The following is a 23,013-nucleotide window of genomic DNA, read 5'->3' on the forward strand; positions in this document are numbered from 1 at the left end:
ATGGCATCTTATGCATTGTTAGAACAAGCACGTCATTTACAGGCATTGGTTCTGGATGTTGATGGTATTTTGAGTGATGGTTTTGTAACTTTAACGAATAGTGGTGATGAGATTAAATCGTTTGATATTCGTGATGGTTTAGGTATGAAACTTGCGCAGCAAGCGGGCATGAAAATCATCATTATTACAGGCCGAAAAAGTAATATCGTTGAAAAACGTATGTCTGATTTAGGTGTAGATCTCGTTTTTCAAGGGCGTGAAGACAAAGGTTCTGCGCTACGTGAAGCTTGTGCACAGTTTAATATTCTGCCTTCTGATTGCTTATATATGGGCGATGACTGGCCTGATTTATCTGCTTTCGCAATCGCAGGAATGAGTGTCACTGTGCCAAATGGGCATGAAGAAGTGCGTCGTCGTGCGCATTTAGTGACACAGTCGATGGGTGGACGCGGTGCTGTACGAGAAGTCTGTGATATGTTGCTGATCGCAAAAGGCATTTACCAAGAACTTCTTGAAAAATATCTTGCAGTACCGCATTAATAATAAGATTACTTAAAAAGGTAGGCTATTCCTGCTCATGGATACCAGAGTTTTATCTATTGTTGCTGTAGTGATTGCTGCTATAAGTGGTGGTTATTACTACTATAGTGGCAAAGCAAAAAAACTAGACATTGGTTCTGCGAAGAATATGACATATTCGGCGCAGGGCGTCCATTTGACTCAAACTGATGATCAAGGCAATTTGTATATTCGTGCTGAAGTTCGTCAGCTTGAACAGGATATGCAACAAAAAACATCAAAGTTGGATCAACTTAATGCGTCTATGTATAAAGATGGCAAGGTTGATGCAACGTTCTTTGCGAAACAGGCAAATGGCTATGATGATAACCGTAAAGTTATATTATCGGGTGATGTGGTAGCAACTAAACTTGCTCCACAAGGGAAAATTGAATTCAAAACCGATGAGTTAACTGGTTATCCAAAAACCAGAGAGATTGAGACTGATCATCAAGTGATTGTACAGTCTCCACAAGCCGACTTTGTCAGCAAAGGATTAAAAGCTAATTTGAATAATGGTCAGTACGAATTTTTTAATGTTCGAGGAAAGTATGCACCAAAGTCTTAATTTAAAACGTTCTTCAGCTTTCCTAAAACAAGCTGCGGTTATTACATTCGTTGCTTTAACATCAGCTTCGACTTTTGCATTGCCGTCTGACCGTAATCAACAAATTTCACTCGTGGCAGACCGTGCAACTTATAACGAAAAAACTGGTTTGACGACTTACACCGGCAATGTCGTGATTGAGCAAGGTACGATGAAGCTTCAAGCCGATTCGATTGTTGCTACGCTAAACTCTAAACGTGAAATCCAAACGATTACTGCCAAAGGTAGACCGTCTAAATTTCAGCAACAAATAAGTGCTGATAAAGGCGTGGCACGTGGTGAAGGACAGACCATTGTTTATAATGCAGATACGGGCATTATTACATTGAATGGTGGTGCATATTTATATCAAGATGGTTCAAGCATTCGTGGTAACTCATTGAAATATAGTATGAATAAAGGTGATGTTGAAGCTCAAGGCTCATCATCAAATCGTGTTCAAATTATTATTCCGCCATCAAGTTCAAAAAGCTTTCCAGGAGCGCGTGACTAATGCAACAAGCTCTTCAACAACCCCAAACTTTGTGTATTAAACACTTAGGAAAAAACTATAGTAAGCGTTGGGTCGTCAAAGACGTATCTTTTAGTATGCAAAGTGGACAGATTGTTGGTTTACTTGGCCCTAACGGTGCAGGAAAAACAACAAGCTTCTATATGGTTGTAGGGCTAGTACGTATGGATAAAGGTGAAATTCACCTTGATGATCTTGATATGTCCGATTTGGCAATGCATGAACGGGCACGTAAGGGAATTGGATATCTTCCGCAAGAGGCTTCTATTTTTAGAAAGCTGACCATTGCTGAAAATATTATGTCCATTTTAGAAACACGCAAAGATTTAAATAAGCAACAGCGCCAGCAACGTCTTACCGAATTATTAAATGACTTTAAAATCAGTCATATTAAAGATTCATTGGGAATGAGTGTATCTGGTGGTGAACGCCGCCGTGCTGAAATTGCACGTGCATTGGCTGCTGATCCTAAATTTATGTTACTTGATGAGCCATTTGCCGGCGTTGACCCAATCTCGGTTGGAGATATTAAAGATATCATTCAGACTTTGAAAGATCGTGGTATCGGTGTACTCATTACTGACCATAACGTACGTGAAACTCTGGCAATTTGTGAACGTGCATATATTGTCAGTGAAGGGGCCGTCATTGCAGAAGGTACACCACAAGAAATTCTGGATAACGAGCAAGTCCGTAAAGTCTACTTAGGTGACGATTTTACAGTTTAAATAAAACAGTTAATCTATTTGTCTAAAAAGAGGTCAATGCCTCTTTTTAGTTTTTTATATTTGTTTATTAAAAACAATAACTTAATATATTTATTTGATGAAAAAGTAATGTGTAAATTATTCAAGTAATTATGCTTCTTTGTGCAAAAAACTATGTAGAATGTAAAAGCTTTTAAACGATAACAAACAAGATCAACAAGACAAGCATGATTGGATATAACCAAAGAAAAGTAGAAAGGACATGTAAAAAGCCGGCTTTCCTGAAAGGGTTGATGCTTTTAACTTCGTTGCATGTACCTGTAGTGATATATGCTGCTAAACCCAGTGAGCAATATCACACCCTAAAAGACAACTTATCACAACTTTTTGCCCCTAAAAGTAGTGATGAATTTAAAGTTGCCAAGATGCAAGAGTTGAGTAATTTTAAGTTAGATCATTCTAGAGTTCAGGAGTTTCCGACTGTTCAACTCAATGATAGATCAGCTGCATCTTATTCAAATTTGCCATCAAGGAAAATGACTTTGCAGGAAGCGGTGAAAGTCGCAATCCAGCGGAACCCAGATATTTCTCAAGCCATCTCCACTTTAGCTGGCCAAAATGCGGGTATTGATTATGCCAAGGCCGGTTATTATCCACAGCTTTCGGGTGGTATTACCACAGGTGATTTGAGTAGTGGTGAGCGTGGTCGACAGTTATTGTCCCTAAATGCGACTCAAATGCTCTATGATTTTGGTAAAGTTAAATCAGGTGTAGATGTTGAGCAGGCCAAGGTTCAGGTTGAACAGGCCAATGTGCTGGTCAGCATTGATGATATTGCACTTGACGTGGCGCAGTCGATTATCAATATTCAGCGCTATCTTCAATTAAATAAAATTGCCGAGCAGCAAATTGCGGGTATCCAGCGTATTCAGGAAATTGCCAATTTACGTGCAAATGCTGGTATTAGTAGCCAAGCTGACCCGATTCAAGCTCAGTCTTATTTACAAGCTGCTCAGTCTGGTTTGATTGCACAGCAATCATTATTACGCCAGTACCAACAACATTTAAGAACATTATTGGGTGCAGATGTCTCGCGAACAGGTTGGATTATTTCAGATGATCTGGTGAAAGTATCCGATTTATATGGCGAACCTGAATTCAATACCATTCCAAAAATGATTGCAGCGCAAGCGAGTGTTGAAGTTGCCAAGGCACAAAAGGAACAGACTCGTTTAACACGTTATCCAACCTTGTCCGTCAAAGGTTCCTTAAGTCAGGCCATTAATGGCAGAAACCCAAACAATGATAAAGATGATGGTCTGTACAGTTCTGTCATGCTTGAAGCAACCAGCCAGTTTTATCAAGGTGGAGCCGTTTCTTCTCAGGTCAAAATGGCAAGTTATGCAGAAGAAGCTGCAAAGTCTAAAGTCAATTCAGTTTATATGGATGTTCTCGATCAGATTAGAACCAGCCGTGAACAAATTGAAAATAAACAACGCCAAATGCAGGTACTGACCAATCGTCAGGCCACGACTGTTCGTACACGTGAACTTTATCAAGAGCAGTACAAACTTGGTACACGTTCATTGGTCGATTTATTAAATGCAGAACAGGCTATTCATAGTGCCAATTCAGAACTCGAAACCGCACGTTATGACATCTATAACAGTATTGTGCAATACATCTCGGCAACAGGACGTTCCCGCCAAGCTTATGACTTAAATAATATTTCAATTCAGGGGTTCGAAGTACAACCATGATGACAAAAATAAACTACCAGCCCTGGTTACAGGCGGTCTTAACGATTGCTAAACATTACCGAATTGAGCCTTCAGAAGAAAGAATCCGTTTACAACTTGACTGGAACCAGAATCAAAACCTTGATGATGTTTTACAGCTCATTACACGTCAGGTTGGACTAAATCTGCGTAAAGTACCGTTTTCTTTAGAGCTGCTGAATCCGTGGCGGCTACCTGTTATGGTCGAGTTTTATGACGGACAGGTTGGTATTATTGATAAAGCCGATACCCAAGGAAATGTCAGTATCCAGTTTAGTGGAGACCATGGACTTTCTCAAAATTTAAGCCTAGATGTCTTAAAAAATACCATTAAGAATGTCTATATCCTGCGTCCTGAAAGCTCTATTCCCGATGCGCGTATTGATGAATATATCAAACCCTATGAAGCAAGCTGGTTCTGGTCAATTGTTCTAAGAGACTGGAAACGTTACGTTGATATTATGTTTGCCTCACTCATTGCCAATATTTTGGCACTGGCAACTATTATTTTCTCAATGCAAGTCTATGACCGCGTTGTGCCTTCACAGTCTGTTCCAACCTTATGGGTGCTGGCTGGTGGTGTACTCATCGCAGCACTTTTCGAATTTACCTTACGTATATCGCGGGTATATTTATCCGATATTATCGGTAAACGTGCCGACTTAAGGGTTTCTGACCGCGTATTTGGTCATGCCTTAAGAATCAAGAATAAAGATCGTTCAAAGTCTACCGGTAGTTTTATTTCGCAGATTCGTGAGCTCGAAGGTGTTCGTGAACTGGTAACCTCTACCACCATTAGTGCGATTGCCGATTTTCCATTCTTTTTCCTGTTCCTGACCATCTTTGCGATTATTGGCGGGAAACTGTTTTGGGTGATGTTGCTGGTTGTGCCACTTATGCTTTTGCCGGGTATTCTGGCACAGAAAAAGCTAGCGCAACTCGCACAAGAGGGTATGAGAGAATCATCAATTCGTAATGCCATTCTTGTTGAAGCGGTGCAGGGTATCGAAGATATCAAGTTGTTGCGTGCTGAATCGCGTTTCCAGAACCAGTGGAACCACATGAATGAAGTTTCAGCCGATATCGGTATGAGACAACGTAAAATTGTCGGTACCTTAATGGCATGGACTCAAATGCTTCAGGGTCTGACCTATGCGATTGTGGTTTTGGTGGGATGTTTTGCGGTGATGGATGGTGAAATGACTACGGGTGCGTTAGTGGCCTGTTCAATTTTATCTTCACGAATGCTAGGTCCGATTGCACAGATTACAGGCGTTCTAGGACGTTTACAGCAGGCGAAAGTTGCAAAACAAAGCTTAGATGAGCTTATGCAACGTCCGATTGATCAGGCTGACCGTTCACATCTAGTGCACAAAGCTGCTTTAAATGGCGACTACGAATTAAAAAATGCCTTGTTCCAATATGGAGAAGACGACCCGAGACCGAGTTTGGCAATCCGTCATTTAAAAATTCGCGCTGGTGAAAAAATTGCAATTCTGGGGCGTAATGGGGCAGGTAAATCGACCCTGCTTCAGCTTCTATCTGGCATGCAAGTTCCAACTCAAGGTTCAGTGCATTTAGATGGCTTAGATCTGTCTTTAATTGACCCATCTGATGTACGTCGTGATATGGGTTTACTCAACCAGAACGCGTATCTTTTCTACGGTACGATTCGTGAAAACCTCACTTTGGGTGCACCGCTTGCAACCGATGAAGAGATTCTTCGAGCTTTGGTGGTAACGGGTGCATTACCTTTTGTCCAAGAGAAAAAAGAAGGACTCGATCACCTAATTTTAGAAGGTGGGGTTGGTTTCTCTGGTGGTCAAAAACAAGCGTTGTTATTGGCTCGTCTATTGATTCGTCAACCTAATATTTTATTACTCGATGAACCAACAGCTGCGATTGATGATGTGGCAGAGAAGCAACTGATTGATCATTTAAAAGGATGGCTGGCCCATCGAACCTTAGTGGTTGCGACTCACCGCCGCGCTGTTTTAGAACTGGTGGACCGTATCATTGTCGTTAACGACGGCAAAATCGTGATGGATGGTCCAAGAGATCAGGTCCTTAATCAATCAACAGCCCAACAAAAACAAGTGCAAGGAGGTAATTCATGAGCGAGCCAAAACAAGAACAAGAACTCACCCGTTCAATGAATGTCTCTTATACTGAACCACCATTACCACGTGCCAGCTTAGTGATCTGGATTGTGGGGATTGGCTTAGTTATTTTCTTTATCTGGGCATGGGTATTTAAACTTGAAGAAGTCTCTACCGGCACAGGTAAAGTGGTTCCATCGTCTAAAGAGCAGGTCATCCAGTCCTTAGAAGGTGGTATTTTAACCAAGCTAAATGTACAAGAAGGCGACATTGTTCAAAAAGGCGAAATTCTTGCGCAATTAGATCCAACCCGTTTTGCATCGAATGTTGGTGAGTCAAGATCTTTACTGATCTCCGCTCAGGCAACTTCAGCACGCTTACGTGCAGAGGTAAACGGCACACCTTTGGTTTTTCCAGAAATGGTGCTGAAACAACCAAAACTTGTACATGAAGAAACTGCATTATATCGCTCACGTCGGGCTGATCTTGAGCAAACACTCTCGGGTTTAAAGCAAGCTTTGCAATTGGTACAACAAGAACTGGCAATGACCGAACCGTTAGTTGCTAAAGGCGCGGCCAGTGAGGTTGAAGTTTTACGTTTACGTCGCGAAGCAAATGACCTTAGAAACAAAATGAATGATGCGCAGAACCAGTATTATGTTAAGGCTCGTGAAGAGTTATCTAAAGCCAATACTGATATTGAAACGCAACAACAAGTCGTACTGGGTCGTAGTGACAGCTTGGATCGCGCAGTGTTTAAAGCACCTGTACGTGGTGTTGTGAAAGAAATTGCAGTTACCACCCATGGCGGTGTTATTCCGCAAAACGGCAAGTTGATGACCATTGTGCCGATAGATGAACAGCTACTTATTGAAGCGCGTATTTTACCGCGTGACATTGCGTTTATTCGACCGGGACAAGAAGCACTGGTTAAGATTACTGCCTATGACTACTCAATTTATGGGGGGTTAAAAGGTAAGGTTACGGTTATTTCCCCAGACACAATTCGTGATGAAGTTAAACAAGATCAATTCTATTATCGTGTTTATATCCGAACCGATTCAGACAAGCTTTATAATAAAGAAGGTAAAGCTTTCGGAATTACACCGGGTATGGTGGCAACGGTAGATATTCGTACGGGTGAAAAGACGGTACTGGATTACTTACTTAAACCATTCAATAAAGCCAAAGAAGCGTTACGAGAAAGATAATAAAAAAGCCCCGAGATTCGGGGCTTTTTTTATGGGTTTGATTCTATTAAATTCACGTTATAATTTGATTTTTATTATGCTTTATTTAATTTATGGCTTTTACGATTGCATCACCCATTACGTTTGAAGAAGAAATTAAAAAAAGTAGATTTCAAGCTATCGCTGCACCAGTAGAAAATGAACAGCAAGTTAAAGAATTTTTAGAACAAAACAAAGATATCTCGACAACTCATCAATGCTGGGCATGGAAAATTGGGCATAATGTTCGCTTTAACGATGATGGCGAACCCTCAGGAACAGCAGGTCGTCCAATCTTGGCAACCATTGAAGGGAATGACCTGACGAATATCATTGTGATGGTTAACCGCTGGTATGGTGGAATAAAGCTAGGTACAGGCGGTCTTGTAAGAGCATATGGTGGTTGTGCTGGGCAATGTTTGCTATTGGCTGAGCGTATTGAACTTATTGCAAAGAAAACGATTTACTTTTCTTGTCACTTTAATGAATGGGCCATATTTCAATATGAGCTTACTCAACAACAAATTGAATATCAGGAAACCTATACTGCAACGGGTGTAGATATCGAAGCAAGACTACAAATACATCAAATTGAGCCACTTGCCTTAAAACTCAGAGATGTAACGCGTGGCCGTGAAGAGTTAAAAATTGAAGAGGAATTGACTGATGACTGATTCCTTACTCAAATATCGGGAACAACATAAGCACCGTTTAAATTATATGCCATGGCTATATTGGACTTTAAAACCTAAAAATCGTGTTTGGGCCGAAGAGTGGCAACAAGAATATCAGGCTTATTTGATGGAGATGGAAACAGTTGAGATTGGTAAAAACTGTTTTATCTCGCCCTTAGCTCACATTTTTGCTGAACCGGGACGAAAAATTATTATTGGTGATAATTGTTTTATTGCAGCAGATTGCAGTTTGCATGGACCCCTTGAAATAGGTAATGAGGTCGCGATAAATCATCATTGTATTTTAGATGGGGGGCGAGCCGGCATAAAGTTGCATGATCAGGTCCGTATTGCTGCATATTGCCACTTATATGCATTTGATCATGGTATGCAGTTAGATCGTCCACTTTACCAGCAACCTGTCACCTCTAAAGGAATTGAAATTGAGCAGGACGTTTGGTTGGGTGCACATGTGGGTATTAAAGATGGTATTAAAATAGGTAAGCATGCTGTGGTCGGCATGAATAGCATGGTGACCAAAGATGTGGAACCGTACCATATTGTAGGTGGCAATCCCGCAAAATTTCTTCGTTTAAGGGAATAATTCAGTCTCAAGAATGTAATAAGATGTTTGATCTTTAAACAAAAAAGTTGATTTTTATACATAAACCTTAACATACCAATTTTTATCTATGTTAAGTTAAAGCTAAGTTTTAAGAATAATCTCCAAGGCAAAAGACCTGAAGAAGAGAGGCTGACATGAACCGTGTTATTGCGTGTATTGACTCATCACCGTGTATTAATGCTATTGCCGATGCAGCAGCATGGGTTGCTAAAGCAACCGGACGAGAACTTGTATTATTACAAATTCTAGACTATTACCCTGCAAGTTATCATCTTGGTGAAATTAGTGGCGTAATTGGCTTTGAAAGCAATGCAATGCTGCTAAAAGAGTTAGCTGAGTTGGAACAAAAACAAAGTGAACTCGCTTTAGACTATAGCAATAATTTACTCCGTCATATTTCTGATCTTATTAAAGAAAAACACGATATTACATGTTCAAAAATTCAAGAAAAAGGTGATTTTTTAGAGCAAAGTTTTAATCTCTTGCATGAAAATGACATCGTAATTTTAGGTCGAGTTGGGGAAAGAGCTGCCGAAAAACAGAAACCAATTGGTAGTAATGTTGAAAACTTTATTCGTGGAGCCAACTGTACTGTTTTGACCATTGGTGAAAACTTTAAAATACCGACACGATTTATTTTCGCCTATGAATATTCACCAACTTGTCAAAAAATGATGCGCCGCATTGCTCAAAGTGATTTATTACGAACACTGCAATGTCATTTGGTTTATGTTGGCGATCATCCAGAAGTACTCAATGAACCTGAGCATTACCTTAAACAAGCGGGTATAGATGTAGTGACCGTATATCGCTATGGTGATGTTGCACAAAATATTTTAGAGTACCAACAAGAACATGGTATTCAAATCATTGTGCTAGGTGCATTTAGTCATAGCAAAATTCATCAGTTCTTCTTGGGTAGTATTGCTACAACCATATTTCGAAACGCGACTGTGCCATTGTTGGTAGCTAAATAATAAGATTTGCATATAGTTATCCGCAAATCTTGTGGATAACTATATGGAAAAGCAACTGTAATAAAAGTAATTTATTGATTATAAATAATAAAATAAAAAAGACGATTTTTTAACCATTATTTCACAATTGCAATTGCGAAGCCATCATGGCCTTTTGAGCCAACTGTTTGTAATGCTGTACACGACAAGATTTGTGGATGGTTTTCGAGGGCTTTAAACATTTCACGGATGCCTTCAATACTTGGTTTTTTATTGTCTGGATTTAAAATATCACCTGCGCGAATCACATTATCAAGCACAATAATTGTACCTGATCTGGAAAATTTCAGGCTCAATTCTAAATATTCTGGGTAGCCCTGTTTATCTGCATCAATGAAAATAAAATCAAAAGGCTCGATAGATTGAGGATCAATCTCAGAAAGAATATCTGCTGCACGGCCAGTTTTAAGTTCAACTTTTACAGGAAGATTTGCATGGTCGATGTTTTTTTGTGCCATTTCTGCGTGAGTGTCACGGCCTTCTATTGTGAGTAAATAACCATCTTCAGGTAACGCACGGCCTAACCAAATTGTACTGTATGCAGCAAAGGTTCCAATTTCTAAAACTCGTTTACATTTATTCATTTGAATAAGCATCTGCAAGAACATTCCTTGGTTAGGAGCCACTGCAAGATGATTTGAGAAGCCGTGTTCGTCGGTATTTTTTAATGCATATTCGAGTCGCGGGTCTTCGGGAATTAAATGTGAATCGATATATTCGTCAATGTCTGTCCACATCTGCTGCATAATCAAATTTACCTATATGTTGATAGGGGTATTTTAAACGTTTATGCCTAGAGTGCAAAAATCTTCGTTTGAAGAAATTTTGGTTGATTAGTGAATGAGCAAATTACTTTTTCTGAGTTACCAACTCAAATTAAACAAGGAGTATAAAAAGGTTCATTTCTTGCTTATTTTTATCAATGTGTAGTTAGGGATGTATAAATGAGAATTACGTTGTGCGCTTTCACAAGTGTAGATTTTGAAGAGGGGATTGAGGTTTATTGTTCAGCTTTTAGTAATGAGCCATGGAATGAGAAGTTTGATGATTTAGAACCAATTAGAAAATATTTTGAGAGATATTTTCAATATTCATCTTCTTTTGGCTTTTGTGCAAAATGGGGAAACCAATTAATTGGTGTGGGAATGGGGCATATTCATCCAACTATACAAGGACTTCGTTATTATCTAGATGATTTTTTTATTCATCCCCAATATCAGGGAAAAGGAGTTGGCTCTAAGCTTTTAAAGTATATAGAAGGAAAGTGTAGAGAAAATAATATAGAAACCATTGTTCTGCACACGTTAAGAGCATCTATTTCCGAAGATTTTTATAAAAAGCACGGCTTTAAAAACCGCTCAAAACTCATCTCTTTAGCCAAACGTTTGTAATGGGGTTAAGTGAAAACTCCTTTCGATTGAAAGGAGTTTTTTAATTTAAAAATTACACATCGAACTGCTTCGAGTTAAATCAGGTCCCCAAGTACGATAGCCTTGAGTATCAATATGAATTTGTCCGGAGCTATATAAACCAATACCCATATTTAAGCTTTGACCATGCTGAGCCCAGAATTGACAGAGTTTAAATTTGGTATTTTCAATAAATGCATAATCTTGAGCTTGAGGGAACTCAGGACCAATACGGAAATCAATTGCAGAGTTAAATAAATGCTTAGAAGAGCTTGCGCCACCAGCACATTCATTTAAAGGTAAATCTCGATAAACCGAGGTTACCTCAAAATCGGTTAGAACTTTTGACGCAACTAAATATTTAAATACGCGTAGGGTCGATAAAGAATTTCCCCAAAGTTCGCGATTAGGCACAGCATATTCTGAACGCCCACATTTTTGCCAATCGCGTGCTGAACGTAATAACTCAAAACTTGGCACAATGCCCGCGACATTATTTCGGGTTAAGAATTTTTCGTATTCACGAACACGTTCGTAATTTTCACCCGAACCTAACCAGCTTCGATAAGATGTAGGCTCAACTTTAGGGGGAATCGGGCGCTCGATAATAACGCGCTCTTGTGGAATAAAGATTCGTTTACCACTTGGAGAGGTTTTGCCTGTTGTTGTGTGTTGGGGAGAGCTGACACAACCTACCATAACCGCTGGGATTATGCATAAGGGCACCATACTCTGCAAAAACTTCCGCATAAGAAAAATTAAGCACTTATAAATATTGCGGCTATTTTAATGCAAAACAGTGCACAAATTACGAGGAATTTGCAATGAAATGTTTGAATAGGATATAAAAAAAGATCAGCGGTTGCTGATCTTTTTTGAAATTACTTTTCAAGATATTGTAATTTATCAGGTTTGCCGTTCCATTCTTCACGGTCAGCCGGTTGATCACCAATTTGAGTAATGTTAGGCCATTTTTGAGAAAGGTCAGCATTGAGCTCAATAAACACTTCTTGACCTTCTGGTAACTCATCTTCAGAGAAAATTGCATTTGCCGGGCACTCTGGTTCACATAATGCACAGTCAATACATTCATCCGGATTGATCACTAGGAAATTCGGACCTTCGTAAAAACAGTCTACAGGACAAACTTCTACGCAATCTTGGTATTTACATTTAATACAATTTTCAGTGACAACAAAGGTCATGGCGACAGCTACCTAAAAAATATGGTTTCATTTCGAATAGCTTATTTTAGGCAAAAAAGGGGTAAACAAACAATTGCTTTTATTGATATTCTTTATTCATGCATATGAAGATAAGTTAATACGTTGATAATCAAACGGATCTTCCATCCTTAAGATGTGTTAGTTTATAAAATCAAAATAATAATATATTTTATAAAACAATTACTTAAAAAATATTTCCTTTAAATATTCAGATGTCATTTAAGTCAAGCCATCAATTTTATTAAATGTCTTAATTTCTCATTTTTCTTTTACAAATTTTGATTTTCTGCTTTTTTTGTTGAAAATCACTTAAATCTGTAGAACTAAAGGGTACAGAGCAAATGGATATCTTCAGGTTCTAATTGCCAAAGTCGTTGATCTGGGACACTTAATGGTTGTGCGCTATGCTTAATATAGAAATCTACAGTGCGTCGACTTGGGGTTGCTGAAATATACAGTTGATTTGCACCGAGTTGTTTGGCGGACTCTTTTGCAGCTTGCATAAGTTTGGCACCAATGCCTTTACCTTGATGATCTGCATCGACATAGAAGTAGTGGAGTAATTTCGCGTGAGGGTAATCCGCTATAAGTTGATTTGAGACTACGCTCACACCAACCAGTTTTTCAGAAGCATCAAATGCGCCGACAAATATTGAACCTTGTTCAAAGAGCTGTTTCAGTTTAGGTGGGTCATTTTCTAAATGATATGAGTCCCAATGTTGTACATCAAAAAAACAATCAACTAATTCTAGATGTTGCTGTTTTTGTATGTAGTTTTGAGTAATTAGCTCACGGCGGCTAATTTGCTGCCAAATAAGATCGATTTCTGAATATTGCAAAGATCTTAAGATCATATAAATATTATTCTCCGAGATGAATAAGCAGACCTAAGCCTGCTTATTCAGACGTGATTTATTAGGATTTTAGTGCAGCTTTTAACTCGTAGAGCTGCTCAAGCGCCTGACGAGGTGATAAGTTATCGACTTCAATTTGTTTAAGTAAATCTAGAGCAGGGGATGAAACCTCTATTTCGACAACTTTCTCTATGACTTGTGAACCAGCGTTCGCATCTGGTGGCGCAAACAAATCATTTTGAAAGCTTGTTTGTAGATGTTGCTGCTGCTGTTTCTCTAAAATACGTAAACGTTTTTGAGCTTCTTTAATCACATTGGCAGGAATACCAGCTAATTTTGCGACCTGTAAACCATGACTTTGACTTGCAGGGCCTTGCTGAACCTTATGTAATAAAATCAGGTTGCCGTTAAGCTCTTGCGCCGTGACATGGTAGTTATCAATTCCTGCTTCACCACCAAGTTCAGTCAACTCGAAATAATGCGTGGCAAATAGACATAAACATTTTACGCGCTTCGTTAAATCAACCACGCATGCCCATGCTAAAGACAAGCCATCATAGGTACTGGTTCCGCGGCCAACTTCATCCATCAAAACAAGAGATTGATTAGTTGCATGATGCAGAATTTGAGAGGTTTCTGTCATTTCAACCATAAAGGTCGATTTGCCTGTAGATAAATCGTCGGCTGAACCAATACGAGTGAAAATACGATCGATTGGACCGAGTTTGGCTGCTCTGGCTGGAATATAACTGCCGCAGTAAGCCAATAAACTAATTAATGCCGTTTGACGCATGAATGTTGATTTACCGCCCATGTTTGGGCCAGTAATGATTGCCATGCGATGTTGGCTATCAAGAAAAGTATCATTTGGTGTAAATGGTGCTTTGTTTAATGCTTCAACTACAGGGTGACGGCCTGCCTGAATTTTAATGCCCGTTTCTGGGGTAAATTCAGGACGCGCCCAATTGTTTAAGCGTGCTTGATGAGCAAAGTTAGCAACCACATCAATTTGAGCAATTGCTGAACTCATCATTTGGAGATGAGCAATATTTTCGCGAAGGTTTTCAAGTAAAGCTTCGAATAATGCTTTTTCACGTGCTAATGCACGCGACTCACTCGACAGAACTTTATCTTCAAAACTTTTTAACTCAGGGGTAATGTAGCGTTCAGCATTTTTTAAAGTTTGGCGACGGATATAGTCGGCTGGAGCTTGTTCTGCTTGGGCACGAGTCAGTTCGATGTAGTAACCACTTACACGGTTATAACCGATTTTAAGTGTGTTAATGCCTGTACGTTCACGCTCTTTAATTTCTAAATCAATGAGGAATTGACCTGCATGATCGCGAATTTGGCGTAATTCATCGAGATCCGCATCGTAGCCTTCTGCAATTACATTGCCATCACGAAGTAATACAGGTGGGTTTTCAACAATGGCAGCCATCAAATGTTGATGAAGCGCTTTAAAATCACCAAGTTCTTGATCAAGTTGAACTAATAGTTTGGATTTTTTCGCTTGAATGACTGGAGTTAATGCCGTTCTTAACGCTGGAATTTGTGCACATGCATGACGAAGTTGCACTAAATCGCGTGGTCGCGCACTGCCCAGTGCAACACGACTAAGCACACGCTCAATATCACCAATTTCTTTAAGGACTAAACGAACTGGGCTTTCATGATATCCTTGAATGAGTTGCTCAATGGCATCTAAACGAGCATCGAGTAATGCGGTATCACGAACAGGTTGCATGAGTGTACGGCTTAATAAGCGTCCGCCCATTGCAGTTTGGCAATCATTTACCAGTTGGAATAATGATGTTCCATGTTCAAATAATGGTTCAATAATTTCTAAGTTACGACGTGTGATTGGGTCAAGCGCAATAAAGTCTGTGCTTTGTTCAAGTTGAATTGAACGAATATGTGGTAATGCAGTTTTTTGTGTTTCTTTTGCATAGTGAATGAGTGCAGCGGCGGCAGCTTTGGCTAAAGGCAATGGGTCTAAACCAAAGCCTGAAAGCGTTGATACCGTAAACTGGTCACATAAGGTTTTTTGTGCATTATTTTGATTGAAGTCTACATTCGGGCGTTTGGTAACGGGACAATCTAAGTGCTTTTTAATTTGTTCGATAATATTCGTGTCGACCAAGTCTTCATCAATCAAGATTTCACTTGGCATTAAACGCGCAAGTTCGATAGGCAATTGTTCTGGCTTGTAATCTTGTTGTTGAACTTTAAAAATGCCTGCACTTAAGTCGAGTAAAGCAAAACCAATCTGATTTTGATGGATGCATAATGAAACTAGATTGGATGATTGATAACTGCTGAGTAATGCATCATCAGTTAACGTACCCGGAGTAAGAATACGAACAACTTTACGATCAACCGGACCTTTACCTGTCACTTCTCCAACTTGTTCGCAAATGGCTACAGTGCGCCCAGCTTTGACAAGACGTGCAAGATAACCTTCTGCCGCATGATAGGGAACACCCGCCATTGGAATAGGTCGCCCACTCGCTTTACCACGATGGGTTAAGGTGATGCCTAAAAGTTTGGCTGCTAAATGAGCATCTTCAAAGAAGAGTTCATAAAAGTCACCCATACGATAAAACAGCAACGCATGTTGATAGTCCGTTTTGACTTTGAGATATTGCTGCATCATAGGTGTATGAGAAGATAAGTCAGCCATGATTTCAGCGCTATTCATGCGTATTAAACCCTTAAAAAATCAATAATAAATAAGTTAACTTTGAAAGTTTGGTTGTCGAACCAATTCTAACAACTTCTGTGTAAATCTGACTTAATCTAAGAAAAAAGTATACCTTTGTAGTGTACCTTTTTTAGTGTCAATATTGAGTTAACAGTGTGTGAGAACTTAACTTAATTTTTCACGGTTGCTATCTTAACAAATTGAGACTAATTGACAAAAAGGATTCCTAAAATGAGCGAGGAAATAAACAGCAAAAAGAAAGTGGCCTTATCAGCTCAAACTATCACTCAATTTCTGCTGTATGAAATCAATAAGTGCTCTTGTTTTAGCGGGTAAGTAACGGCGATTTGAATAAAGTGCGAACAATTGCAATGGCGCTGCCGATTGTTCAAACTCAACCTCGATTAACCGTCCATCGCTAATGTAGGGTTGGCAGGCTTGTTTGGATAGAATTGCAAAACCGACACCTGATATCGCAGCTTGTCCTGCCATCTCTCCGCTGTTTACTCGATAATGCCCTTTAACCTTGATGGTCTCGAATTCCCCCTTTTTATTCACAAATTGCCAGGGAGCACCTTTGAGTGCACTTACCGTTGTAATACAGGGTAATTCTTCAAATTGCTGGATATGAGTCGGGGTACCATAACGCTGAATGACGGAGGGGGCTGCAACAATGGTGCAAGGGATAGTCACCAAATGACGGGCGATGTAGTCACTGTTATCCATCTGACCGCGGGTAATAATGATAGCTAAATCCAGATCATCACGCAGAGATTCGAAACCTGACAAATTTGTGATACAGCTGATCTCTAGGTCTGGGTACTGAAAGGCGAAATTGGCAATAACAGAACCCAGCAATGCAGGACCTATTTCATTGGGAATACAGATACGTAATGGACCCTTGAGTTGCATTTGCCGCAACGTTAACTCTGTCTCAGTTTGCTCAAGCACCTCCAGTAATGGCTTTGCTCGGGTATAGAGTAGCTGCCCCGCCTGAGTGAGTTTCATATGTCGAGTGCTACGCTCAATGAGCTGAAGATCCAGTTTTTCTTCTAACTGAGAAATACAGCGACTAACATTTGATGTCGGCATTTCAAGGATTTTCGATGCCCCAACAAAACTTTCTCTTTCAACCACCGCAATGAACACTTTCAGGGTATTAAAATCCAGAGCTGGACGCATCAATTATCCCATATTTGATAATAATAAGCGTCATTTTTACCATATAATAAACACCATTGATAGTAGTTAAACTTGGATATCTTTCATCCATAGGTTGCTTGCTATGCCTCCGGTCACGCAGACATTTAATCATAAATCTCTCATGCGGATAGCCATTGTAATTGCTTTTGTTCAGTTCACGAATGCACTGGAATATATGGTGTTCAATCCTGTTTTTGTTTTTATGGCAACAGATTTCGCAGTGCCTGTATCGTTCTCAGGTTATGTGTCGGGTATGTACACACTTGGCGCCGTTCTTTCTGGAATTATTGCTTTCTACTGGATTGATCATTTCAATAAAAAGCGTTTTTTAATTATCAATATGGCGCTGTTAGGCCTACTAACACTTTTGACTACATTCACATCCAGTTTTAGTCTTCTACTTGCACTTCGATTTTGTGCAGGGCTGGTTGGCGGTACGACCATGGGTGTGGGTATAAGTATATTAATAAACAACGCACCGCCTAATTTACGGGGAAAAATGTTGGCGACGGTGATTGCGTCATTTTCGATAGTAAGCATTGTGGGAATGCCCACGATATTATTTCTGTGTACCCATTATGGTTGGCATGTAGCTTTGTGGCTAATAAGTGCATTGTGTGTGTTGGCATTGCCATTGATTGTATCCATCATACCCCAAGACTCCGTCTCTTTAGATACGCTTCGTGCGCTGCCTCTCGATATGGATACTTTACTGTTCGCTTCGAGTAATGCGCTTGTACAGTTTAGTCCTATGCTGGTCATTCCTATTCTGGCGCCATTAATGATACTGCAGTTGGGCGCTTCGCAAGATCTACTGCCTTGGCTCTTCTTCAGCGGGGGCGTTATAGGTTATCTGTCTACAAAAATCACAGGGGCGTTAACCTCCCGTTTTTCTGCTTTGATACTGGCTACAGGTTCTACCATCGTCTTTATATTGAGTTTGCTGATACCAATTCTAGGCTATCAGTATGCAACGTTATTTATTACTTTATTTCTAGGCGCATCTTACAGTCGTTTGGTGTCATCTTCGGTGGTTTCGATTCAGTTTCCTGATGATAGGCAACGAGCTGGATTTTCTTCATTACAGACCTCAATCATGTATCTGGTTACAACCATCGCATTTTTTCTGTCTGCTTTTCTATTACCTGATCATGATATGACACCAAAGAATGCAAACAAGTTACTGATGATATGTGCAATTTCCGCAGCAGGATTCCCAATTCTCGTTATTATTCTGCAAAAGAAACTGGCTAAACGTTTTGATCCAACGTAACTCTAAAGTTGTTATTTTTCGATCCATTAAAAGGATGATGACTAAAAAGATTCTGGCCTTTGGCTCATTACTGACTTGAAGACTACATTTTCGTGAAATTATCTTTATACGTTCTGGTACATAAATCTTGAAGGTCAAATATTTATTTATTGGAAGAATTATATCAAGGAATATAAGACCAATGAGTTGACTTCAAATCGTGGCTTAAGTGGTCTGAGGTCAAGTTTTTTTAAAGATACTTAAGCAATATGGTTTGCGTAACTTCAATCAAATACTGAAATATTTCGAATCAGCGTATGAGTTGCCTATGTGAGTCATCGTCTCGCGCAAAAGTATGCTGAATATAAATAGAGGAGTCATTCATGGGTACGCGTTCAACCATTATGGATACCAATAGCTTTCGTCCAGAACATGCTGCTGAGCTGGATCATGCTACCCGCAAACTGACCGATAAAAGAAATAAAATTTTAGGTGAATCCTATCGCTTGTTTTATCGTAATCCCGTGCATCTGGTGAAAGGTCAGGGGCAATATTTATGGGATGCAGCAGGTCATCAATATCTAGATGTCTACAACAATGTTGCCAGTATCGGACATTGTCATCCAGCGGTGATTGAAGCAGTAAATGAGCAAATGAAAATGCTCAATACACATACCCGTTATTTACATGAAAATATTTTGGATTATACCGAAGAACTCTTACAGACTACTCCTGATGAAATTGACCGTGCAATGTATATGTGTACAGGTTCGGAAGCGAATGATTTAGCGATTCGTATTGCACGTGAATATAGCGGCGGTACAGGAATTATTGTGTCTCAAGAGTCGTATCATGGCACCAGTAGCTTAACGTCAGGGTGCTCTCCAGCACTTGGAACTGAGCAGCCTTTAGATGATACAACTCGCCTAGTTCCAGCACCTGATTATTATCGGATACAAACTGATGATTTAGGCACATGGTTCGCACAGCAGATCCAGCAACAAATTGATGATATGAATGCAAAAGGAATTAAGTTTGCAGGTTTTTTAGCGGACTCAATATTTTCTTCTGACGGTGTAATGCCTAATCCTGTTGGGTTCTTACAAAAAGCGGTTGATGTCGTGCATGCCAATGGCGGTATCTTTATTGCTGATGAAGTACAACCGGGTTTCGCGCGCACTGGCGATTCTTTCTGGGGCTTTGGTCGCCACAATGTTGTGCCTGATATCATTACCACAGGTAAACCAATGGGTAACGGAGTTCCTGTGTCAGGGCTTTTAGCCAAGAGTGAAGTCCTCGCTGCTTTTAGCGATAAAATTCCATATTTTAATACCTTTGGCGGTAATCCTGTTTCTATGGCAGCGGCACAGGCTGTACTTAAAGTCATTCAGGAAGAAGAATTACAAACCCATAGTAAATATGTGGGAGGGCTACTTCTAAAAGAACTCACTAAACTTATGGACAAACATGAGATGGTGGGTGATGTCCGTGGCGCTGGTCTATTTATAGGATTTGAACTGGTTAAAGATAGAGCGACAAAAGAGCCGAATAAAGCATTGGCTTTGAACCTTATTGAGGAACTCAGAAATACTCATCGAGTTTTAACCTCAGTTGCAGGTCCTTATGGCAACGTATTAAAACTGCGCCCACCTTTGGCTTTCCAAACAAAAGATATCGATTGGTTAGTCGGTGCTTTGGATCAAGCCTTAACAAAATTAAAGTAAGTCACTTTAAATATAAAAAATACCCTTCAAGTTGGATGTTAAATCTAATTTGAGGGGTATTTTGTTGTGTAATTATCTTATGTGTCTTTAGAAGATATCTCGAATTACTTAAATAATAAAAAGGCCTTTATTCAAGGCCTGTATTTGCGATGTTTTAGTGTCTTAATTGACGTGGTGTAACACCAAACCAGCGTTTAAATGCACGTGATAGAGCACTTACTTCTGAATAACCTAATAAGAATGCCATTTCTGAAATTGGAATATTTTTCTGTTTAATATAATGTTCGGCCAAGTCACAACGAACCTGATCAACTAAATGGGTAAAGGTCAGTCCTTCATTTTTTAAACGGCGGGTAAGGGTGCAACTCGTTAAACCAATATCATGAGCAATTTTTTCAAGGTTTGGTTCACCTTCACTCAGTTCAAGCTGGATGTGAGAGCGAACTTGATCTGCAAGACATTGACTTGGTGAAGCGCGATTGAGTAGGTGCAATGTATCTAGAATCACTGTTAACAAAATAGAATCACGCCCCGGCATAGTATGCTGGACGTCTTTTTTTGAAATGATGATAGAGTTAAAAGGTTGGTCAAAATAAACAGGCGCATTAAATAATTTGCTGTGTTCTTGCCAGAATTCAGGTCGAGTATGCTCAAAGTGAATCGCGCGTGGTGAATAATGAGGGCCCATTACTTCACGAATCACGTTCATAAACATGCCCATGGTCAGTTCTGCATCTTGGCGGCGAGTTAAAATCGCGCCGTGTTGAACTTGATAATCTATGCGCCAGCTATCTCCCAAATCGACCATTCGATTGAGTGTATCTTTCTGATGCAAATAAAAGTTATTGGTCATGTTCATGAGTGCAGACTCTAATGTGTTTGAACAAAGACCAATGTACCCAATGAGCCCTAATGATTTCGGTTGAAACTGTTGACCATAATGCAGGCCAAAATTATCACAACCTGAAACCAGTGCTGCCTGTTCTAGCACCTTGCAATAATTGGGGAGTTGTAAGCTCAATGTTGGGCTAATTAAAAGTTCAGGATTAATACCACTAATTCCTAAAACACGATCAACATCTGCACCTTTTTGACGAATAAACTCGCTTAATCCAGAGGCAGCTGCAGACAATACACCTTGATTACACATATTTGAATCGACAAGATGAGCTGGGTTGAGATGTAACATGTCAAGTCTCATGATATTTATTCCTAACTATTCTTATATTAAGCAAAAGCCATACCAGTTTTTACTTACATCCATGATTTTGTGTTATTAAAAGTTTTTTATAAAATAATGACTTATGTGTTGCTGTTTTCAGTTTCAGGCTTGATTCTTTAAGAAGAGATCAAGAGTTGTATTTTAGGTTGGGTAGCGAACTAAAAGAAGGCAGAAAATGCATTAGAGATAGGCAAAAAGGGCAGAACTAAAACAAGAAATTAAGCGGCTTCTCATGCATACAACATGTATTGTAGGCATGAGAAAATAAGTGAAATACTAATTTTTTGTATTTTTCGCCGTTTGCGCACCATAACTTAAACTGGCCATTGAGGGTCTAAATTGACCTGTATTGGCATCGCGGCCCTGTAGTAAGAACTTAGTATTGGCTTGACCATAGCCTTGCACAGCCTGCTGAGAAAACTTGCCGATATCAGAACTTGGGCTGCGCAATCGGTTAATAATCAGAACCTTCTGAGTCGCCGCAAAATCTTGCATCATATTTTGATCGCCTTCACTGTCACCTGCGATAAAAATTGGCCCGTAACCATATTTAGAGACTAAAAAGCGCTGGATGGTTGCGGTTTTGCCTTTACCTTGAGTTTGAGCATAGCCATGACGAAACTCGGGCAAAATTCGATTTTGTGCATCTCGTTCTAACTCCATGGCGTAGGCATTTTTTTCATTAATGTTATAGCCGATGTCTGGATTAGAAATAATTTCCTTAATCACATCAATAAAAGATGCCGAGCAGACATAGACATCAATGCCATTGTTCTGAAAGGCCTTAAATAGATTTTGCATTTCACGGTATGGTCTTAAACCATTTTCCCAAGTGGTTTTAACAACGCCTGCTTGGCCCGAAAGCGCTGCGGGAGAGGTCCATGTCACAGGGCCAATCGGTTGCTGCATTTGCCAAGCAACGGTTGCTTTTACCAAATTACGGACTTGTTGTTCGGTAAGCCCAGTAAACAAATAAGTGACCCACGGATATGCAACTTCATGATCAAACGTGTCTCCAATCGCCGCATATAGATATCTCATTTTAGTAATGAAATCGAGATAATGCGGATCTTGTTTAATTTGATCCAGACTTTGCTTACCTTTTAGACCGCTATAGTGGTAATAAAGCCATGTGTAGCTGGCAATAATATCTGGGGCGATTTTATCAATATTGACTGCTTGGCCTTGCTGGTTATTGTAGGCGGCTTCAAAATTTTGCGAGCTAATTCCTTTACGAATAATCTGATTTAGCTGCTCTGGCGTGACATTAAACGCTAAGTGTTCAAGCTGATAAATTAAAGTTGCTTCTTCGATGTCTAAAAATACTGAGGTATTGTCAAAGTCAGTGACGATATACGGACGTTTGTCAGAATTATAGTTAGGGCTGTCTTTTCCATATGTAGCAATCAATTGATTGAGCTGGTCAAAGTTAAAAGTGTCCCATTGACCTTTTTGGATATATTCCTTTTTTTGAATAGCGACTGGGGGAGATGCGCTTTGCAAAGGGTTGTAGTTACATGCGCTTAGCGCAATCATACTTGCCAGACTACTGGTGAGTAATAGTGCTTTGGCAACTCGGCTCAGTTGATGGGTAGCTTGCATAAACCCTTCCTTT

Annotated in this window: 21 protein-coding genes; 13 read left to right on the top strand and 8 right to left on the bottom strand. The window is 39.7% G+C overall.

Annotation, left to right across the window (positions count from 1 at the left end; genetic code table 11):
• The 10 genes from ACPF64_RS10510 to ACPF64_RS10555 all read left to right on the top strand — a co-directional run bounded on the left by ACPF64_RS10510 (nt 1) and on the right by ACPF64_RS10555 (nt 9,765).
• On the top strand, nt 1-540 hold the full coding sequence (locus ACPF64_RS10510) for a KdsC family phosphatase (RefSeq protein ID WP_003650830.1): 540 nt from the start codon (nt 1-3) through the stop codon (nt 538-540).
• 37 nt (nt 541-577) lie between these two features.
• The gene (gene lptC, locus ACPF64_RS10515) at nt 578-1,126 is read left to right on the top strand and encodes an LPS export ABC transporter periplasmic protein LptC (RefSeq protein ID WP_198078823.1); all 549 of its coding nucleotides are present in this window, start codon (nt 578-580) and stop codon (nt 1,124-1,126) included.
• Entirely contained in the window at nt 1,110-1,658 is a 549-nt protein-coding gene (gene lptA / locus ACPF64_RS10520; RefSeq protein ID WP_419295951.1) for a lipopolysaccharide transport periplasmic protein LptA, read from the top strand. Before lptC ends, lptA begins: the two co-directional genes overlap by 17 nt.
• The gene (gene lptB / locus ACPF64_RS10525; RefSeq protein ID WP_003650837.1) at nt 1,658-2,404 is read left to right on the top strand and encodes an LPS export ABC transporter ATP-binding protein; all 747 of its coding nucleotides are present in this window, start codon (nt 1,658-1,660) and stop codon (nt 2,402-2,404) included. Before lptA ends, lptB begins: the two co-directional genes overlap by 1 nt.
• A 272-nt stretch (nt 2,405-2,676) precedes the next feature.
• Nucleotides 2,677-4,143, top strand: coding sequence for a TolC family protein (locus ACPF64_RS10530; RefSeq protein WP_045435869.1), 1,467 nt, complete (start codon nt 2,677-2,679; stop codon nt 4,141-4,143).
• Nucleotides 4,140-6,278: a type I secretion system permease/ATPase gene (locus ACPF64_RS10535; RefSeq protein ID WP_198496163.1), complete on the top strand. Its 2,139-nt coding sequence runs from the start codon at nt 4,140-4,142 to the stop codon at nt 6,276-6,278. The genes ACPF64_RS10530 and ACPF64_RS10535 overlap by 4 nt, the downstream gene beginning before the upstream one ends.
• Nucleotides 6,275-7,471, top strand: coding sequence for an HlyD family type I secretion periplasmic adaptor subunit (locus ACPF64_RS10540; protein ID WP_426453126.1), 1,197 nt, complete (start codon nt 6,275-6,277; stop codon nt 7,469-7,471). Before ACPF64_RS10535 ends, ACPF64_RS10540 begins: the two co-directional genes overlap by 4 nt.
• A gap of 92 nt (nt 7,472-7,563) precedes the next feature.
• Entirely contained in the window at nt 7,564-8,163 is a 600-nt protein-coding gene (locus ACPF64_RS10545) for an IMPACT family protein (RefSeq protein ID WP_009388838.1), read from the top strand.
• The gene (locus tag ACPF64_RS10550) at nt 8,156-8,767 is read left to right on the top strand and encodes a chloramphenicol acetyltransferase CAT (RefSeq protein ID WP_045435838.1); all 612 of its coding nucleotides are present in this window, start codon (nt 8,156-8,158) and stop codon (nt 8,765-8,767) included. The genes ACPF64_RS10545 and ACPF64_RS10550 overlap by 8 nt, the downstream gene beginning before the upstream one ends.
• Nucleotides 8,768-8,922: 155 nt before the next feature.
• Entirely contained in the window at nt 8,923-9,765 is an 843-nt protein-coding gene (locus ACPF64_RS10555; protein ID WP_045435836.1) for a universal stress protein, read from the top strand.
• 116 nt (nt 9,766-9,881) lie between these two features.
• Here ACPF64_RS10555 and ACPF64_RS10560 read toward each other — a convergent pair whose 3' ends face one another.
• The gene (locus ACPF64_RS10560) at nt 9,882-10,550 is read right to left on the bottom strand and encodes an O-methyltransferase (RefSeq protein WP_056478888.1); all 669 of its coding nucleotides are present in this window, start codon (nt 10,548-10,550) and stop codon (nt 9,882-9,884) included.
• Between the two features lie 198 nt (nt 10,551-10,748).
• On the opposite strand from ACPF64_RS10560, the gene ACPF64_RS10565 reads away from it, so the two are divergent.
• A complete protein-coding gene (locus ACPF64_RS10565; protein ID WP_426453129.1) occupies nt 10,749-11,195 on the top strand; it encodes a GNAT family N-acetyltransferase in 447 nt (148 codons plus the stop codon).
• 45 nt (nt 11,196-11,240) lie between these two features.
• On the opposite strand, the gene ACPF64_RS10570 is transcribed toward ACPF64_RS10565, so the two are convergent.
• The 5 genes from ACPF64_RS10570 to ACPF64_RS10590 all read right to left on the bottom strand — a co-directional run bounded on the left by ACPF64_RS10570 (nt 11,241) and on the right by ACPF64_RS10590 (nt 17,179).
• Complete coding sequence (locus ACPF64_RS10570) at nt 11,241-11,963, bottom strand: D-Ala-D-Ala carboxypeptidase family metallohydrolase (protein ID WP_205469555.1); 723 nt, start codon at nt 11,961-11,963, stop codon at nt 11,241-11,243.
• Between the two features lie 131 nt (nt 11,964-12,094).
• Complete coding sequence (fdxA, locus tag ACPF64_RS10575; RefSeq protein ID WP_003650851.1) at nt 12,095-12,418, bottom strand: ferredoxin FdxA; 324 nt, start codon at nt 12,416-12,418, stop codon at nt 12,095-12,097.
• Nucleotides 12,419-12,762: 344 nt separating this feature from the next.
• A complete protein-coding gene (locus tag ACPF64_RS10580) occupies nt 12,763-13,293 on the bottom strand; it encodes a GNAT family N-acetyltransferase (RefSeq protein ID WP_426453132.1) in 531 nt (176 codons plus the stop codon).
• Nucleotides 13,294-13,354: 61 nt separating this feature from the next.
• Entirely contained in the window at nt 13,355-15,994 is a 2,640-nt protein-coding gene (mutS, locus tag ACPF64_RS10585; protein ID WP_426453134.1) for a DNA mismatch repair protein MutS, read from the bottom strand.
• 273 nt (nt 15,995-16,267) lie between these two features.
• A complete protein-coding gene (locus ACPF64_RS10590; protein ID WP_426453136.1) occupies nt 16,268-17,179 on the bottom strand; it encodes a LysR family transcriptional regulator in 912 nt (303 codons plus the stop codon).
• A 103-nt stretch (nt 17,180-17,282) separates the two neighbouring features.
• On the opposite strand from ACPF64_RS10590, the gene ACPF64_RS10595 reads away from it, so the two are divergent.
• Together ACPF64_RS10595 and ACPF64_RS10600 are read left to right on the top strand one after the other, a co-directional pair.
• Nucleotides 17,283-18,473 carry an MFS transporter gene (locus ACPF64_RS10595; protein ID WP_426453138.1) on the top strand — a complete coding sequence of 397 codons (1,191 nt, stop codon included), beginning with the start codon at nt 17,283-17,285 and terminating at the stop codon, nt 18,471-18,473.
• 362 nt (nt 18,474-18,835) lie between these two features.
• Nucleotides 18,836-20,176 carry an aspartate aminotransferase family protein gene (locus ACPF64_RS10600; protein ID WP_426453140.1) on the top strand — a complete coding sequence of 447 codons (1,341 nt, stop codon included), beginning with the start codon at nt 18,836-18,838 and terminating at the stop codon, nt 20,174-20,176.
• 154 nt (nt 20,177-20,330) lie between these two features.
• Here the strand turns inward: ACPF64_RS10600 and qhpR are convergent, their stop codons facing one another.
• Nucleotides 20,331-21,365 (bottom strand): AraC-like transcriptional regulator QhpR, encoded by a 1,035-nt coding sequence (gene qhpR, locus ACPF64_RS10605; RefSeq protein WP_426456133.1) that lies wholly within the window; start codon nt 21,363-21,365, stop codon nt 20,331-20,333.
• A gap of 309 nt (nt 21,366-21,674) precedes the next feature.
• Complete coding sequence (locus ACPF64_RS10610; RefSeq protein ID WP_426453142.1) at nt 21,675-23,000, bottom strand: haloacid dehalogenase-like hydrolase; 1,326 nt, start codon at nt 22,998-23,000, stop codon at nt 21,675-21,677.
• Nucleotides 23,001-23,013 lie beyond the last annotated feature (13 nt).

Source organism: Acinetobacter sp. KB005 (assembly GCF_049949095.1).
In the GTDB taxonomy this organism is placed as follows: domain Bacteria; phylum Pseudomonadota; class Gammaproteobacteria; order Pseudomonadales; family Moraxellaceae; genus Acinetobacter; species Acinetobacter calcoaceticus.

Excerpts from the sequence above, each read along its gene's own strand:
- ACPF64_RS10545 (WP_009388838.1), top strand. The coding sequence starts at position 7,564 with ATGGCTTTTACGATTGCATCACCCATTACGTTTGAAGAAGAAATTAAA.
- ACPF64_RS10590 (WP_426453136.1), bottom strand. The coding sequence starts at position 17,179 with ATGCGTCCAGCTCTGGATTTTAATACCCTGAAAGTGTTCATTGCGGTG.
- ACPF64_RS10570 (WP_205469555.1), bottom strand. The coding sequence starts at position 11,963 with ATGCGGAAGTTTTTGCAGAGTATGGTGCCCTTATGCATAATCCCAGCG.
- ACPF64_RS10580 (WP_426453132.1), bottom strand. The coding sequence starts at position 13,293 with ATGATCTTAAGATCTTTGCAATATTCAGAAATCGATCTTATTTGGCAG.
- qhpR (WP_426456133.1), bottom strand. The coding sequence starts at position 21,365 with ATGTTACATCTCAACCCAGCTCATCTTGTCGATTCAAATATGTGTAAT.
- lptA (WP_419295951.1), top strand. The coding sequence starts at position 1,110 with ATGCACCAAAGTCTTAATTTAAAACGTTCTTCAGCTTTCCTAAAACAA.
- lptC (WP_198078823.1), top strand. The coding sequence starts at position 578 with ATGGATACCAGAGTTTTATCTATTGTTGCTGTAGTGATTGCTGCTATA.
- lptB (WP_003650837.1), top strand. The coding sequence starts at position 1,658 with ATGCAACAAGCTCTTCAACAACCCCAAACTTTGTGTATTAAACACTTA.
- ACPF64_RS10610 (WP_426453142.1), bottom strand. The coding sequence starts at position 23,000 with ATGCAAGCTACCCATCAACTGAGCCGAGTTGCCAAAGCACTATTACTC.
- ACPF64_RS10560 (WP_056478888.1), bottom strand. The coding sequence starts at position 10,550 with ATGCAGCAGATGTGGACAGACATTGACGAATATATCGATTCACATTTA.
- ACPF64_RS10555 (WP_045435836.1), top strand. The coding sequence starts at position 8,923 with ATGAACCGTGTTATTGCGTGTATTGACTCATCACCGTGTATTAATGCT.
- ACPF64_RS10595 (WP_426453138.1), top strand. The coding sequence starts at position 17,283 with ATGCCTCCGGTCACGCAGACATTTAATCATAAATCTCTCATGCGGATA.
- ACPF64_RS10535 (WP_198496163.1), top strand. The coding sequence starts at position 4,140 with ATGATGACAAAAATAAACTACCAGCCCTGGTTACAGGCGGTCTTAACG.
- ACPF64_RS10600 (WP_426453140.1), top strand. The coding sequence starts at position 18,836 with ATGGGTACGCGTTCAACCATTATGGATACCAATAGCTTTCGTCCAGAA.
- ACPF64_RS10510 (WP_003650830.1), top strand. The coding sequence starts at position 1 with ATGGCATCTTATGCATTGTTAGAACAAGCACGTCATTTACAGGCATTG.
- fdxA (WP_003650851.1), bottom strand. The coding sequence starts at position 12,418 with ATGACCTTTGTTGTCACTGAAAATTGTATTAAATGTAAATACCAAGAT.
- mutS (WP_426453134.1), bottom strand. The coding sequence starts at position 15,994 with ATGAATAGCGCTGAAATCATGGCTGACTTATCTTCTCATACACCTATG.
- ACPF64_RS10540 (WP_426453126.1), top strand. The coding sequence starts at position 6,275 with ATGAGCGAGCCAAAACAAGAACAAGAACTCACCCGTTCAATGAATGTC.
- ACPF64_RS10530 (WP_045435869.1), top strand. The coding sequence starts at position 2,677 with ATGCTTTTAACTTCGTTGCATGTACCTGTAGTGATATATGCTGCTAAA.
- ACPF64_RS10565 (WP_426453129.1), top strand. The coding sequence starts at position 10,749 with ATGAGAATTACGTTGTGCGCTTTCACAAGTGTAGATTTTGAAGAGGGG.
- ACPF64_RS10550 (WP_045435838.1), top strand. The coding sequence starts at position 8,156 with ATGACTGATTCCTTACTCAAATATCGGGAACAACATAAGCACCGTTTA.